This window comes from Streptomyces narbonensis (assembly GCF_014649015.1).
GTDB lineage: Bacteria > Actinomycetota > Actinomycetes > Streptomycetales > Streptomycetaceae > Streptomyces > Streptomyces narbonensis.
The window spans coordinates 261,773-274,950 of sequence record NZ_BMSF01000010.1; the positions used below are offsets into that span (position 1 = coordinate 261,773).

The following is a 13,178-nucleotide window of genomic DNA, read 5'->3' on the forward strand; positions in this document are numbered from 1 at the left end:
TCGTCGAGTGCGGGGCCCTTCGCCGTACGTGCGGACGCTCAGGCGTTCGGGACGGTCTCGTAGCGCGGGGTGCCCTCTTCCATCTGGCGCAGGGCGTCCTTGCGGTCGCGCTTGGAGAGGCGGTCGATGTACAGGTAGCCGTACAGGTGGTCCGTCTCGTGCTGGAGGCAGCGGGCGAAGTAGCCGGTGCCGCGCACCTTGATCGGGTTGCCCTGGGCGTCCTGGCCGCTGACCACCGCGTAGTCGGGGCGGCCCAGCTCGGCGTAGGCGGTCGGCACGGACAGGCAGCCCTCGTTGGACTCGTCCAGGTGGCGCTGGTCGGCCGGGAGCTCCTCCAGGACCGGGTTGACGACGACGCCGGTGTGCCGGACGCCCTCGTCGTCCGGGCAGTCGTAGACGAAGACCTTGAGGTCGACACCGATCTGGTTCGCGGCCAGGCCCACGCCCTCGGCGGCCTTCTGGCTGGCGAACATGTCGTCGATCAGCGCCGCGAGCTTCTCGTCGAACTCGGTGACGTCCTTGCACTCCTTGTGGAGGACCGGGTTGCCGACGACGGTGATCGGGCGGGCCGTACCGCGCTCGCGGTAGGCGAGCTCGCGCGCCTCGCAGTCCTCGGTGTCCACGACGAAGCCGTCGTTTCCGTCGTTGATCTGCTCGTCAGTGTCCTGCTGCGTCATGACCGGCGCGTGCCTTCCTCGGAACCCGTGTAAAACGATCCCGTACAGCCTACGGGCAGCGTCAGCAGACCTCTTCCAGATCCCGCCACTCACGGCTGTCGGGACTGTCGGCCACCCACCCGTCGAGGAGCCCGCGCACCAGGCCCACCGGGGCCGCGATGCCGCACTCCCGCTCAGGGACCCACAGCTCGCCGGGCGAGCGGTGGCCGAGCGGCCCGGGGTGCCCCGGCTCGCTGTGGTCGTGCGGATCGGAGTGCTCGCCCTCGCCCTCGGCGCTCGGCATCGTCGACTCCGAGCAGGCGCGGCAGAGCAGCCGCACGGAGGACGACCAGTCCTCGGCGGCGAAGCCGGCCTCGGCGGCGAGCTGCTCCAGGGCGTCCCGGTCGGCCTCGGTGGCGGCCTCCAGGAGGACCACCCAGGTGGGCACCGGCGACGGCGCCCACAGCTCGATCTCGTCGAAGACCGGGTAGGACGGTCCCGCGGTGGTGGTGCGCTCGCCGTTCGGCACGCCGTCGTGGAGGACGACCTCGCCCCAGCGGCGCCCCGAGGACGGCAGCGGGATGGAGAGGATCTCCATCCGGGCCGGGTCCAGCCTGCGGCCCCAGACGACCTCGGCCTCGCCCTCGGGCGACAGCCGGACGGCGGCGCTGCCCAGTTCCATGCCGGCGGGCTCGCCGGTGCCCGCGGCGGCGCCGGGCACCTTCAGGCCGTACGCCTGCCAGGCGCGGCGGGCCAGCGGCCAGTCCTGGAGCGCGGTCGCCGCGATGCCGACGTTCCACCAGTCGGGGGCGCCGGTCTCCTTGTCGAGCAGCGCGACCGCGCGCAGCCCGGCGGCCCGGGCCTGCTCCCAGTCGTGCCGGAACTTGTGCAGCAGCGCCAGGTTGAACCAGGACTCCGAGAGCCAGGGCTCCAGATCCGCCGCACGCGTCAGCAGCGCGCCCGCGTCCTCGTACCGGCCGTCGCCGATCAGCGTGAACGCGCGGTCGGTGGCCTGCCGCCACGAGGCGGAGGGCCGATGCCGTACCTTCCCGAAGATCCTCACGATTCCCGCCTGCCGGTCGCTTTCACCCTCTTGTTCGCATCCAACCATGCCCGGTCGGACGCGCGCTCATTACCCATGGGTTACCCAGCGACGGCCGACGTCACCCCAGGCGCTCCACCCCGCGCCAGGACCCTGGCCAGGGACTCCACGACGTCCGGGTGATAGTCCCGCGCGGTGCCCAGCCGGAGCCGCTCCAGGGCTTCGAGGGCGGCGCCCGCGCCGTCGCCCGCGAGGTCGTCGTAGGCGTTCACGGCCCGGACGATCCGGGCGGGCAGCGGCTGCTCGCGGTACGGGTCGGCCTGCCGCTCGACGACCAGGGCGACGGCCGCGGGGACCCCGGTCCTGCGGACGACCTCGCCGCCGAGGAGGGCGATGCGGCGCTGCTCCTCGGCCGGAAGGAGGGCGGTGGCGCCGCCCTCGACCGGGTCGACGAGGGAGAGCTGTCCGATGTCGTGCATGAGGGCCGCGTACTCCAGGACGGTCAGCTCGGTCCCGGAGAGCCCCAGCTCGCGCCCCACGGCCGCGCTGAGGGCGGCGACCCGGTGGGCGTGGCCGTGCGGGGTGCAGCCGGCGATCTCGGTGGCCCGGGCCAGCGAGGCGATGGCCTGCCGGTTGACGGTCCGCACGGCCGCGTACCGCCGGAAGGAGACCTGGGTGAGCAGGAGCGGTACGGCGAGCACGGGCAGTGCCCACAGGCCGGCGGCGGCCACGGCGAGCGCCATGACCGCGCCCGTGGCGCAGACGGCCGAGCCGATGCCGAGGAGGGCGCGCAACTCGTCGCGGAGGACGGGGCCGAACGGGAATCCGGTGCGGGCGCGGAGCAGGACGGCGGCGAGCACGGCGTCGCAGAGGGCGGTCAGGACGAGCAGGAGCAGCAGGAAGAAGGCGTACGGCGGTCCCTGGCCGAGGTGCTCCACGACGGCGCCGGAGTTGTAGAGGGGCTGGAAGCAGAGGGCGGCGAAGGCGGCGGTGAGGACGCGGCGGGCGAGGTGGTCGGCGTCCGGGCCGCCTCCCCTGGCCAGGTGGGGGACGATCCCGGCGAGTCCGCCGGCGACGACGACGGCGACGGTCTGCAGGACGCCGTGGGTGGTGGCGGTGCCGGCGTCGGTTCCGAGCAGGGCGTACGCGAGGGCTCCCGCGGCGGCGAGCGGTGCGGGCTCCCGCTCGCCGGGGGCGGCGCCCCAGCGGGCGAGCTCGCCGAGGGCGATGAGCGTGCCGAAGGCGAGGGCGTTGCCGGGCTGGTCGACGCCGTACCAGAGGGTGGCACCGAATCCGGCGACGCTCAGCAGCAGGGCCGCGCCGTTCACGGTCCCGACGGTGAGGGCGCCGGGCCTCATGCGCGCTCCTTCGGCCGGGTGGTCAGGGGGGTGTCCGGCGCGCGCGGCGGGGACACGTCCTCAGCGACCGGGGAGTCGGCCGTCGGGGAATCACCCGCCGGGGGAGCCGGCGTCGGGGATTCGCCCGGAGAGGAGGCGCCCGGTGAGGAGTCGCCCGGTGAGGAGTCGCCCGCCGGGGGCTCGGTCGGCCGGGGCGTCGGCAGCGGCGGGAGGGTCTGGGGGGTCTCGTCGGCGGTGACGCCGGTCTGCCAGCCGTGCCGGTCGAGGGCCCGGACCAGGGCGGCGACCATCCGGGGGTCGAAGTGGCTGCCCGCGCACCGCTCCAGCTCGGCGACGGCGGTCGGGACCGGGCGGGCCCGGCTGTAGGACCGGGTGGAGGTCATGGCGTCGAAGGCGTCGGCGACGGCGACCACCCGGGCGAATTCGGGGATCTGCTCGCCGTGGAGCCCGTACGGGTATCCGCTGCCGTCCATGCGCTCGTGGTGGTGCAGGATCGCGCCCCGGGCCTCGCCGAGGAAGCCGATGCCGCGGACCATCTCGTGTCCGTACTCCGGGTGCAGCTCGATGACCCGGCGCTCCTCCGGGGTCAGCGGCCCGTCCTTGCGGAGCACGCGCGTGGGCACGCCCAGCTTCCCGACGTCGTGGAGGATCCCGGCGAACCGCACGACGTCGAGCCGGTCCTCCGTCATGCCGAGCTCACGGGCGATCAGGACGGAGGCGTGGCCGACCCGTTCGCTGTGGCCGCGGGTGTACCGGTCCTTGATGTCGACGGCCTGGACGAGGGCGCGGATGGTGGCCTGGTGGGCGGCGCGCTCGCGGTGGTACTGGTCGAAGACCCAGCAGGAGATGTACATCGGCAGCAGGACGAAGAGGGCGGCGGCCGGTCCGTACGAGCTGCGCCAGAGCACGGCCATCATCAGCCCGGCCAGGCCGTGCACGGCGTGCGGGGCGAGGGCCCGCCCCAGGAGTCCGCGCCAGGCGGCGCCGGCCGGGAGCCCGTCGGCGGTGGCCCGGATGCCGCCGTCGAGGGCGGTCAGGACCAGGCAGAAGGTGAGCGCGGCGGCGCCCGCGGGCAGCAGCGCGTACGGGAAGTCGGGGGCGTCCGGGCCGCTTCCGAGAGCGGTGGAGCCGCCCAGGGCGCCGGCGGCGAGGGCGGCGGCCCAGACGGCGAGGGCCGTGGCGGCGGCCCGCCAGGCGCGGCGCGGTCCGGCGGGCGGTTCCTCGACGCGGGCGAGGAGGCTGCCGGGCAGGGCGGTGAGCGCGGCGGCGGCGGGCGGCAGGAGCAGCGCGGCGGCGAGCAGGACGGGGAAGAAGGAGCCGGTGCCCATGGGGACGGAGCCGCCGAGGGCGCGGCCGAGGAGGGGGCAGCGGGCGGGCAGCTCGCAGAGCGCGTACAGGCCTGCGAGGAGCGCGACGGTGCCCCAGGGGGTGGCCGCTCCGGGGCGCACCGCGGGCAGGGCGCAGGCCACGGCGGCGAGCAGGGCGCAGCCGATGTACACGGCGGCTGCCCGCGGAATGACCCTCTCGCCCATCACACCTGTCACGCTAGCGAGTTGGGCGGTCCGAGAGGTCGTGCTGCGGCCGATTCGCACCATCGGGTGATACAAGCTGATATATGCGCGGGGCCGCCGCGATCACTTCACGGCGGCCTCGGTGGCTGGTCGGCCCGTCTACTCCTGCGGTGCGGGAGTGGCCGTGGGTGTGGGTGTGTGCGGAACCGGGGCGACCGCGGTGATGTCCTGCTCGGGCACCAGGTGACCCGAGCGGATCAGGTCGATCCGGCCCATGACCTTGGACCGCAGGTCGGTGGGGACGTCGTCACTGCCGCAGCAGCGCTTGACGAGCTTCTTCACCGCCTGCTCCAGGCCGTACTTCTCCAGGCACGGGGAGCACTCCTCGAAGTGCACCTCGAACTTGGTGCAGTCACTGTCGGGCATCTCTTTGTCGAGGAACTCGTAGAGATGATCCAGGACCTCTGAGCAATCCGTCTCGTGCGGCTCTCCGCAGCTCATGAGCCCGAGCCTTTCAGATCGTTCGACGACTCTCCGGCGCCCGCGGGTACCAGCCCGCGGTCACGGGCGTAGTCCTCGAGCATGCCGCGCAGCTGGCGGCGGCCCCGGTGCAGTCGGGACATCACCGTACCGATGGGTGTCCCCATGATGTCCGCGATCTCCTTGTAGGCAAAGCCCTCGACATCCGCCAGATAGACGGCGATGCGGAACTCCTCGGGGATCGCCTGCAGCGCTTCCTTCACGTCGGAGTCGGGCAGGTGGTCGAGCGCCTGCGACTCGGCGGAGCGCAGACCGGTCGACATGTGCGACTCGGCGCGGGCGAGCTGCCAGTCCTCGATCTCCTCGGCGGCGCTGCGCTGAGGCTCACGCTGCTTCTTGCGGTACGAGTTGATGAAGGTGTTCGTGAGGATCCGGTACAGCCACGCCTTGAGGTTCGTGCCCTCGCGGAACTGGTGGAAGGAGCCGTACGCCTTGGCGTAGGTCTCCTGCACCAGGTCCTCCGCGTCCGCGGGGTTGCGCGTCATGCGCAGCGCGGCGGAGTACATCTGGTCGAGGAATCCGAGAGCGTCCCGCTCGAAGCGCGCGTTGCGCTCGGCGGTCGTCTCCTCGGGGCCGTCGTCGGTCCCTGTTTCGGTCCCAGTGACCGGACCCACCTCCTCCAGCGTGGCGGCGAGCCCGAAGGCGGACCCACTCGTTTCGGAGGATAGACGAGGAACCGCTCCGCCCGCCGCCGGAATAGGGGCGACCTTGGGAGCGGGCAGCACTGTCCAGTCGAGGTCAGCGGCCTGCGCGCGCTCGGGGCAGATGGTCGAACCCATGCGACGGACTCCCTCTTCCTTGCTCTCACACCGACGCTCTCCACAACAGAGGTGTCCGGCCGGACATTCCCGTTACGGGCACGGATGTCAGCGCAGTGTGACGAGCCACTCGGTGACGCCGTCCACGAGCGTGCGGAGGGCCTCGTCCTGGGTGAGCGGCGCGCGCTTGGGGACGGCGAAGCCGTGGTCGCCGTAAGGCACCTCGACGAGGGTGTGCGTGCCCGCCGGGAACTCCTCGGGGTGCCCGAAGGGGTCGTTGCCGCCCTGCACCACAAGGGTGGGCAGGCCGGTGCCGAGGAGCTCGTCGGCGCGGGAGCGCTCCGGCTTGCCCGGCGGGTGGAGGGGGAAGCTCAGCGCGAGGACGGCGAGGGCGCCCAGCTCCCGGCCGGTCCGGCAGGCGACCCGGGCGCCGGCGCTGCGGCCACCCGCGATCACGGGCAGTCCGGGCCTCGCGAGGGCCGGCCAGAGGCCGCGCCAGCCGGTGTCGAGGGTCTTCGGGGCGGGCGCGACCTTCTTGCCGGCGACCCGCCAGGGCTGCTCGACGAGGGCCGTGGTCACACCGTGGGCGGGCAGCGCGCGGGCCAGGGCCTGGAGGTCGCGGGCCTCGATCCCGCCGCCGGCCCCGTGGCCGAGGGCGAGGACGGCCCACGGATCCGTACCGGCGAACCAGGTGACGCGGGCCTCGCCGACGTCCGTGGAGACGGTCCCGGACCCGGACTCCGTGGAGACGGTCCCGGACGTGGCGGAAGCGGTCCCGGACTCGGTGGAAGGCGTCCCGGACTCGGCGGAAGGGGTCTCGTACTCTGTCACGTCCCCATCCTGCCGCCCGCGGCCGCCGGTCCGGAGGACCCCGCGGCCGGAGAGGCTCGGACGTCAGAAGAGGGTGCCCTCCTCGGGGCCCTCCAGCTCCGTCAGGAGCTCGGGGCCGTTGTTGCGGACGTTGCTGACCGCCGTGGAGACCGGGTAGGCCCGCATCAGCCCCTCCGGCGGCGCGGTGAGCAGCCCGCGCAGCTCCTCCTCGCCGGTGCGCGCCGGGTCGAGCCAGGCGTCCCACCGGTCCTCCGTCAGCATCAGCGGCATCCGGGGGTGGATGTCGGCGAGCGAGTGGGGACCGTCGGCGGGCGCCACGCCCAGCGGGCCCGTCTCCGCCTCGGTGGTGACGACCGAGCAGGTCACCCACCACGCGGAGGGGTGGTCGTCGGACAGGGTGCGGTCGCGCCAGAACTCGTAGAGCCCGGCCATCGCGAAGACCGAGCCGTCCGCCGGGGTCACGAAGTACGGCTGCTTCCGCGGCCGCTTCCGCTTCCCCTCGACCTCCAGGTCCCGCTCCCCCGCGCCGGTCACCCATTCGTAGTAGCCGTCGGCGGGGAGGATGCAGCGGCGGGCCGCGAACGCGCGTTTGAAGGAGGGCTTCTCGTGCAGGGTCTCCGCGCGCGCGTTGATCATCCGGGCGGCGCCCTCGGGCGTCTTCGCCCAGGACGGGACGAGGCCCCACTTCAGCGCGCGCAGCTGGCGAACCGGCCGCCGCGATTCGGCGTCTTTCAGAGGACGCTCCAGAACGGCCCAGACCTCTTTGGTGGGGGCCACGTTCCAGTCGGGGGCCAGAGTCTCCTCCGGCTCCCACTTCTCGATCCCGAAGGTCTCGACGAGATCCTCGGGCCGCCGACTCGCTGCATACCGTCCGCACATACGTGCCACACTGCCACGATCCCCGAGCTCCCGAGGAGCGGCCCGAACGATGGACCTCTTCAGCCCCAAGGCCGCCCCGGCCGAGTGGCTGGTGATCGCCACCGCGGTCGCCGCCCTCGCCGTCACCGTGCCCCGCCGCGTCTGGCTCGTCGCCCGGAACGCGATCACCATCGCCCACGAGGGCGGTCACGGGCTCGTCGCCCTCGCGACCGGTCGCCGCCTCGAAGCGATCCGGCTGCACTCGGACACCAGCGGGCTGACCGTGACCCGGGGCCGACCGACCGGCATAGGCGTGGTCCTCACCCTGGCCGCCGGATACACCGCCGCCCCGCTGCTCGGCCTCGGCGGCGCCGCCCTGCTCGGTGCGGGCCTGGTGACCCTGCTGCTCTGGATCGCGACCGCCCTGCTGCTCGCGATGCTGGTGATGGTCCGCAACGCGTACGGAGTCCTCACCGTCCTCCTGACGGGCACGGCCTTCGTCCTGGTCTCCTGGCTGACCGGCCCCGAGGTCCAGTCGCTCTTCGCCTACGCGGTGGTGTGGTTCCTGCTCCTGGGCGGGGTCCGGCCGACCTTCGAGCTCCAGTCGAAGCGGCGCCACGGCGGCGCCCCCGACTCGGACGCGGACCAGCTCTCGCGCCTCACCCACGTGCACCCGGGGGTGTGGCTGTTCTTCTTCCACGCCGTCTCGATCTGCTCCCTGATCGGCGGCGGGCGCTGGCTCCTGGGCTTCTGACGCACCCGTACAGTGATTCCATGACCGCAGCAGCTTCCGTGCGCCCCGACCCGTCCTCCGACCTCTGGCCCGCCCCGTATGCCCGCGGCGCCGTCGACGCGACCGTCACCGTGCCCGGATCGAAGTCGGTCACCAACCGCGGCCTGGTCCTCGCCGCGCTGGCCGCCGAGCCCGGCTGGCTTCGCCGCCCGCTGCGCTCCCGCGACACGCTCCTGATGGCCGAGGCGCTGCGTACCCTCGGCGTGAAGATCGAGGAGGGCGTGGGCCCCGACGGCACCGGCGAGGCCTGGCGGATCATCCCGGCCCCGCTGCGCGGCCCGGCCACGGTCGACGTCGGCAACGCGGGCACGGTCATGCGTTTCCTGCCCCCCGTCGCGGCCCTCGCCGACGGTGCCGTCCGCTTCGACGGCGACCCCCGCTCCCACGAGCGTCCGCTGCACGGTGTGATCGACGCGCTGCGCGCGCTCGGCGCCCGGATCGACGACGACGGCCGGGGCGCGCTGCCCATGACCGTGCACGGCGCCGGGGGCCTGGACGGCGGCACGGTCGAGATCGACGCCTCCTCCTCGTCCCAGTTCGTCAGCGCCCTGCTGCTCTCCGCGCCCCGCTTCAACCAGGGCGTCGAGGTGCGGCACGTGGGCGCGAAGCTGCCCTCGCTGCCGCACATCCGGATGACCGTCGACATGCTGCGCGCGGTCGGCGCCCAGGTCGACGAGCCGGAGCACGGCGGCGAGCCGAACGTGTGGCGGGTGACGCCCTCCGCGCTGCGCGGCCGGGACCTGGTCGTCGAGCCGGACCTGTCGAACGCGCAGCCGTTCCTGGCGGCGGCGCTGGTGACCGGCGGCCGGGTGACGGTGCCGGACTGGCCGGAGCGGACCACCCAGCCGGGCGACGAGCTGCGCCGGATCTTCACCGAGATGGGCGGCTCCTGCGAGCTGACCGAGGCCGGTCTGACCTTCACCGGTACGGGCCGGATCCACGGCATCGACGTGGACCTCGGCGAGGTCGGGGAGCTGACCCCCGGCATCGCGGCGGTCGCGGCGCTCGCCGACTCCCCCTCGACGCTGCGCGGGGTCGCGCATCTGCGGCTGCACGAGACGGACCGGCTCGCGGCCCTCACCAAGGAGATCAACGAGCTGGGCGGCGACGTGACGGAGACCGAGGACGGTCTGCACATCAACCCGCGTCCCCTGCACGGCGGCGTCTTCCACACGTACCACGACCACCGCATGGCGACGGCGGGCGCGATCATCGGCCTCGCGGTCGAGGGCGTGGAGATCGAGGACGTGGCGACGACGGCGAAGACCTTGCCGGACTTCCCGGGGATGTGGACCGAAATGCTCGGGGTCTGAGTCATGCGGCGTTACGGCAAGCACACCGACGAGGACGACATCCGCCAGCGGCCCAACCGCAAGGGCACCCGTCCCCGTACGTCCATCCGCCCGAAGCACGAGGACGCCGTCGAGGGCATGGTCCTCACCGTCGACCGCGGCCGGCTGACATGTCTGGTCGAGGACCGGATCGTGACGGCGATGAAGGCGCGCGAACTGGGCCGCAAGGCCGCCGTGGTCGGCGACCGGGTACAGATCGTCGGCGACCTCACCGGCGAGAAGGACACGCTGGCCCGGATCGTCCGGATCGGCGAGCGCAGCTCGGTGCTCCGGCGCACCGCGGACGACGACGACCCGTACGAGCGGGTGGTCGTCGCCAACGCGGACCAGCTGGCGATCGTCACCGCGCTCGCCGACCCGGAGCCGCGCCCCCGGCTGATCGACCGCTGTCTGGTCGCCGCCTACGACGGCGGGCTCACCCCACTGCTCGTGCTGACCAAGTCGGACCTGGCGTCGCCGGACGCGCTCCTGGAGATGTACGGGGCGCTCGGCGTGCCGTACGTGGTCACCACCCGCGACGAGTTCGTGGACGGCGTCGCCGCCGACCGGGTCCACGAGCACCTCCAGGGCCGCACGACCGCCTTCGTCGGGCACTCGGGCGTCGGCAAGACGACGCTGGTCAACGCCCTGGTACCGCCCGACCGGCGGCGGACCACGGGTGTGGTCAACGCGGTCACGGGCCGCGGCCGGCACACTACGACCTCGGCGCTCGCCCTGCCGCTCGACGACAAGCAGGGCGGCTGGGTCATCGACACGCCCGGCGTGCGCTCCTTCGGACTGCACCACGTCGACCCGTCCCGAGTGATCCTCGCCTTCCCCGACCTCGTGCCGGGGACGGAGAACTGCCCGCGCGCCTGCAGCCACGACGAGCCGGACTGCGCGCTCGACGCCTTCGTGGCGGAGGGTCACGCGGACCCCGCGCGGCTCTACTCGCTGCGGCGGCTGCTCGCGACGCGCGAACGACGCGAGGGCGACTGACCCGTCGGCGTTTGCGGTCGACCGCTACCGGTAAGTGCATAATCGCACCAAGTGCGACGAAAGCGGTCACCGAAGGCGTGGGAGGCACGGACGATGGCGTGGCTGCTGGTGGTGGTGGCCGGTCTCCTGGAGACCGGTTTCGCGGTCTGCCTGAAGCTCTCGCACGGGTTCACCCGGCTCTGGCCGACGATCGCCTTCGCGGCCTTCGCCCTGGGCAGTTTCGGACTGCTCACCCTCGCGCTGCGCAAGCTGGACGTCGGTCCGGCCTACGCGGTGTGGACGGGGATCGGCGCGGCCGGGACGGCGATCTACGGAATGATCTTCCTCGGGGACGTCGTCTCCACACTCAAGATCGTCTCGATCAGCCTGGTCATCGCGGGCGTCATCGGACTCCAGCTCTCCGGCACCTCGCACTGAGCGGCCACCGGCGGCGGCGCGACGACGTGGCTGAGGGCGATCCGGACGGCGAGCTCACAGCCGGCCGCCCATTGCTCACCGGCGCAGGCCGCGGTCGCGGCGACCAGCTCGCCGGGCGCGGGCGGCCCCTCGTCGGCGCGCCGCTGGGCGGGTACGGGGGCGGGGCGGGCGCCCGGCCGGGCGGGCCGGGGCACGGGCAGTCGTTCGTTCCAGGCGCCGGTGAGCAGGGCCCGCAGTATCGGGCGGGCGGCCGCCCGGGTGACGGTCCACTCGGCCACGGCGAGGAGGTTCCGCTCGGGCGGGGCCGGTGCGGCGAGCAGCCGCCGTACTCCGTGGAGGTAGGCGTCGGCCTCGCACCGGACGAGCGCGCGGGCGAGGCCCTCCTTGCTGCCGAACTCGTTGTAGAGGGTCTGCCGGGAGACCCGGGCGTCGACCGCGAGGTCGGCCATCCGTACGGCGGACCAGGACCGGTGCGTGAGCGCGGCGAGCGCGGCGTCGAGCAGGGCCTCGCGGGCGTGCGCCATCGCCACCTCCTGGAGGGAACGGTTCTGCGCTCAGCGTCGACACGTGCCCGCGCCGTGTCAAGGGACTTCGAGGGGTTTCGCGGGACTTCGGGTGGCTTCGGGGAGCTCCGGTGGACGGTTCTCCGCGCGGGGATCACGCGGGGATAGAGTGCCGACCATGGCCGATTACCACGATGATCTGCGTCTCGCCCACGTCCTCGCGGATGCCGCCGACGCGGCCACCATGGACCGATTCCAGGCGCTCGACCTCAAGGTCGAGACGAAGCCGGACATGACCCCGGTGAGCGAGGCCGACAAGGCCGCGGAGGAGTTGATCCGCGGCCAGCTCCAGCGCGCCAGGCCGCGTGACGCGATCCTGGGCGAGGAGTACGGCGTGGAGGGCTCGGGACCGCGCCGCTGGGTGATCGACCCGATCGACGGCACCAAGAACTACGTGCGCGGGGTGCCCGTCTGGGCGACCCTGATCGCACTGATGGAGGCCGGCGAGACCGGCTTCCAGCCGGTGGTGGGCGTCGTGTCCGCCCCGGCGCTCGGCCGCCGCTGGTGGGCGGCGAAGGGCCTGGGCGCGTACACGGGCCGCAGCCTGGCCTCGGCGACCCGGCTCGGGGTCTCGCAGGTGTCCTCGCTGGAGGACGCCTCCTTCGCGTACTCCTCGCTGAGCGGCTGGGAGGAGCAGGGTCGGCTCGACGGCTTCCTCGACCTCACGCGTGCGTGCTGGCGGACCCGCGCGTACGGCGACTTCTGGCCGTACATGATGGTCGCCGAGGGCTCCGTGGACATCTGCGCCGAGCCGGAGCTGTCGCTGTGGGACATGGCGGCGGTGGCGATCGTCGTGCAGGAGGCGGGTGGCACGTACACCGGCCTCGACGGCCGGCACGGCCCGCACAGCGGCAACGCGGCCGCGTCCAACGGCCTGCTCCACGGCGAACTGCTGAGCTACCTGAATCAGGAGAGCCAGGAGGCGTAGTGCAGGGCGGGCCGGACCCGACGGGAATCGTCAGACAGGCCCTATAGCCGCCGTCACTCCCCGAGGGCGCCTCGCGCGCCCCCTTGTCGGGTCCCTCCCCCGGTGTCACTCTGAGAGTCCCCCCACTTGTGAACTTGTGAATCGGTTCTCGTTGAAGGCGGGAACCGTTCACGAAGGAGGTGGCTCCGTCCATGCTCGTCCGTGACGCCATGAGCACCGTGGTCCTCACCATCGGCCCCGCACACACCCTCCGACAGGCGGCCCGGCTGATGTCGGCGCGCCGCGTCGGCGCGGCCGTCGTCCTCGATTCCGACGCCGGCGGCCTCGGAATCCTCACCGAGCGCGACATCCTCAACTCCCTCGCCCGGGACCAGGACCCCGACATCGAGACCGCGGGCTCCCACACCACCCACGACGTCGTCTTCGCCGCGCCCACCTGGACGCTGGCGGAGGCGGCCGAGGCGATGACGCACGGCGGCTTCCGCCACCTCGTCGTCCTCGACGACCGGGGACCCGTAGGCATCGTCTCCGTGCGCGACATCATCCGCTGCTGGATCCCGGTGCACAGCGTCGCCGGCCGATGAACGAGACCG

The 13,178-nt window shown here is 73.2% G+C and carries 15 protein-coding genes; 6 read left to right on the forward strand and 9 right to left on the reverse strand.

The genetic code is table 11. The features are described 5' to 3' along the window. Nucleotides 1–38: 38 nt before the first annotated feature. The 8 genes from def to IE124_RS21175 all read right to left on the reverse strand — a co-directional run bounded on the left by def (nucleotide 39) and on the right by IE124_RS21175 (nucleotide 7,575). Nucleotides 39–677, reverse strand: a complete 639-nt coding sequence (gene def, locus IE124_RS21140; RefSeq protein WP_189509453.1) for a peptide deformylase — start codon at nucleotides 675–677, stop codon at nucleotides 39–41. A gap of 61 nt (nucleotides 678–738) precedes the next feature. Then, on the reverse strand, nucleotides 739–1,719 hold the full coding sequence (locus tag IE124_RS21145; protein ID WP_189509454.1) for a tetratricopeptide repeat protein: 981 nt from the start codon (nucleotides 1,717–1,719) through the stop codon (nucleotides 739–741). An 80-nt stretch (nucleotides 1,720–1,799) separates the two neighbouring features. Beyond that, the gene (locus tag IE124_RS21150; protein ID WP_189509455.1) at nucleotides 1,800–3,056 is read right to left on the reverse strand and encodes an HD-GYP domain-containing protein; all 1,257 of its coding nucleotides are present in this window, start codon (nucleotides 3,054–3,056) and stop codon (nucleotides 1,800–1,802) included. Continuing rightward, on the reverse strand, nucleotides 3,053–4,588 hold the full coding sequence (locus IE124_RS21155) for an HD-GYP domain-containing protein (RefSeq protein WP_229832665.1): 1,536 nt from the start codon (nucleotides 4,586–4,588) through the stop codon (nucleotides 3,053–3,055). The genes IE124_RS21150 and IE124_RS21155 overlap by 4 nt, the downstream gene beginning before the upstream one ends. Nucleotides 4,589–4,726: 138 nt before the next feature. Beyond that, on the reverse strand, nucleotides 4,727–5,068 hold the full coding sequence (gene rsrA / locus IE124_RS21160; RefSeq protein ID WP_189509456.1) for a mycothiol system anti-sigma-R factor: 342 nt from the start codon (nucleotides 5,066–5,068) through the stop codon (nucleotides 4,727–4,729). After that, complete coding sequence (locus tag IE124_RS21165) at nucleotides 5,065–5,721, reverse strand: sigma-70 family RNA polymerase sigma factor (protein WP_189509524.1); 657 nt, start codon at nucleotides 5,719–5,721, stop codon at nucleotides 5,065–5,067. The genes rsrA and IE124_RS21165 overlap by 4 nt, the downstream gene beginning before the upstream one ends. Nucleotides 5,722–5,973: 252 nt before the next feature. Next, nucleotides 5,974–6,696 (reverse strand): alpha/beta hydrolase family protein, encoded by a 723-nt coding sequence (locus IE124_RS21170; protein ID WP_189509457.1) that lies wholly within the window; start codon nucleotides 6,694–6,696, stop codon nucleotides 5,974–5,976. Between the two features lie 63 nt (nucleotides 6,697–6,759). Further along, nucleotides 6,760–7,575: an SOS response-associated peptidase gene (locus tag IE124_RS21175; RefSeq protein ID WP_189509458.1), complete on the reverse strand. Its 816-nt coding sequence runs from the start codon at nucleotides 7,573–7,575 to the stop codon at nucleotides 6,760–6,762. Between the two features lie 49 nt (nucleotides 7,576–7,624). On the opposite strand from IE124_RS21175, the gene IE124_RS21180 reads away from it, so the two are divergent. From IE124_RS21180 to IE124_RS21195, 4 genes are all read left to right on the forward strand, one after another. Further along, nucleotides 7,625–8,308 (forward strand): M50 family metallopeptidase, encoded by a 684-nt coding sequence (locus IE124_RS21180; protein WP_189509459.1) that lies wholly within the window; start codon nucleotides 7,625–7,627, stop codon nucleotides 8,306–8,308. Nucleotides 8,309–8,328: 20 nt separating this feature from the next. After that, the gene (aroA, locus tag IE124_RS21185; protein ID WP_189509460.1) at nucleotides 8,329–9,660 is read left to right on the forward strand and encodes a 3-phosphoshikimate 1-carboxyvinyltransferase; all 1,332 of its coding nucleotides are present in this window, start codon (nucleotides 8,329–8,331) and stop codon (nucleotides 9,658–9,660) included. Nucleotides 9,661–9,663: 3 nt separating this feature from the next. Beyond that, nucleotides 9,664–10,677 (forward strand): ribosome small subunit-dependent GTPase A, encoded by a 1,014-nt coding sequence (gene rsgA, locus IE124_RS21190; protein WP_189509461.1) that lies wholly within the window; start codon nucleotides 9,664–9,666, stop codon nucleotides 10,675–10,677. 93 nt (nucleotides 10,678–10,770) lie between these two features. Continuing rightward, the gene (locus IE124_RS21195; protein WP_055641416.1) at nucleotides 10,771–11,094 is read left to right on the forward strand and encodes a DMT family transporter; all 324 of its coding nucleotides are present in this window, start codon (nucleotides 10,771–10,773) and stop codon (nucleotides 11,092–11,094) included. On the opposite strand, the gene IE124_RS21200 is transcribed toward IE124_RS21195, so the two are convergent. Continuing rightward, nucleotides 10,986–11,618, reverse strand: coding sequence for a TetR/AcrR family transcriptional regulator (locus IE124_RS21200; protein ID WP_189509462.1), 633 nt, complete (start codon nucleotides 11,616–11,618; stop codon nucleotides 10,986–10,988). The genes IE124_RS21195 and IE124_RS21200 overlap by 109 nt on opposite strands. A 157-nt stretch (nucleotides 11,619–11,775) precedes the next feature. Between IE124_RS21200 and hisN the strand changes: the two genes are divergently transcribed. Together hisN and IE124_RS21210 are read left to right on the forward strand one after the other, a co-directional pair. After that, nucleotides 11,776–12,585 carry a histidinol-phosphatase gene (hisN, locus tag IE124_RS21205; RefSeq protein WP_189509463.1) on the forward strand — a complete coding sequence of 270 codons (810 nt, stop codon included), beginning with the start codon at nucleotides 11,776–11,778 and terminating at the stop codon, nucleotides 12,583–12,585. Between the two features lie 191 nt (nucleotides 12,586–12,776). Next, nucleotides 12,777–13,169, forward strand: coding sequence for a CBS domain-containing protein (locus IE124_RS21210; RefSeq protein WP_125745566.1), 393 nt, complete (start codon nucleotides 12,777–12,779; stop codon nucleotides 13,167–13,169). Nucleotides 13,170–13,178: the final 9 nt, after the last annotated feature.

Excerpts from the sequence above, each read along its gene's own strand:
- def (WP_189509453.1), bottom strand. The coding sequence starts at position 677 with ATGACGCAGCAGGACACTGACGAGCAGATCAACGACGGAAACGACGGC.
- IE124_RS21150 (WP_189509455.1), bottom strand. The coding sequence starts at position 3,056 with ATGAGGCCCGGCGCCCTCACCGTCGGGACCGTGAACGGCGCGGCCCTG.
- IE124_RS21155 (WP_229832665.1), bottom strand. The coding sequence starts at position 4,588 with ATGGGCGAGAGGGTCATTCCGCGGGCAGCCGCCGTGTACATCGGCTGC.
- rsrA (WP_189509456.1), bottom strand. The coding sequence starts at position 5,068 with ATGAGCTGCGGAGAGCCGCACGAGACGGATTGCTCAGAGGTCCTGGAT.
- IE124_RS21175 (WP_189509458.1), bottom strand. The coding sequence starts at position 7,575 with ATGTGCGGACGGTATGCAGCGAGTCGGCGGCCCGAGGATCTCGTCGAG.
- IE124_RS21180 (WP_189509459.1), top strand. The coding sequence starts at position 7,625 with ATGGACCTCTTCAGCCCCAAGGCCGCCCCGGCCGAGTGGCTGGTGATC.
- aroA (WP_189509460.1), top strand. The coding sequence starts at position 8,329 with ATGACCGCAGCAGCTTCCGTGCGCCCCGACCCGTCCTCCGACCTCTGG.
- rsgA (WP_189509461.1), top strand. The coding sequence starts at position 9,664 with ATGCGGCGTTACGGCAAGCACACCGACGAGGACGACATCCGCCAGCGG.
- IE124_RS21195 (WP_055641416.1), top strand. The coding sequence starts at position 10,771 with ATGGCGTGGCTGCTGGTGGTGGTGGCCGGTCTCCTGGAGACCGGTTTC.
- IE124_RS21200 (WP_189509462.1), bottom strand. The coding sequence starts at position 11,618 with ATGGCGCACGCCCGCGAGGCCCTGCTCGACGCCGCGCTCGCCGCGCTC.
- hisN (WP_189509463.1), top strand. The coding sequence starts at position 11,776 with ATGGCCGATTACCACGATGATCTGCGTCTCGCCCACGTCCTCGCGGAT.
- IE124_RS21210 (WP_125745566.1), top strand. The coding sequence starts at position 12,777 with ATGCTCGTCCGTGACGCCATGAGCACCGTGGTCCTCACCATCGGCCCC.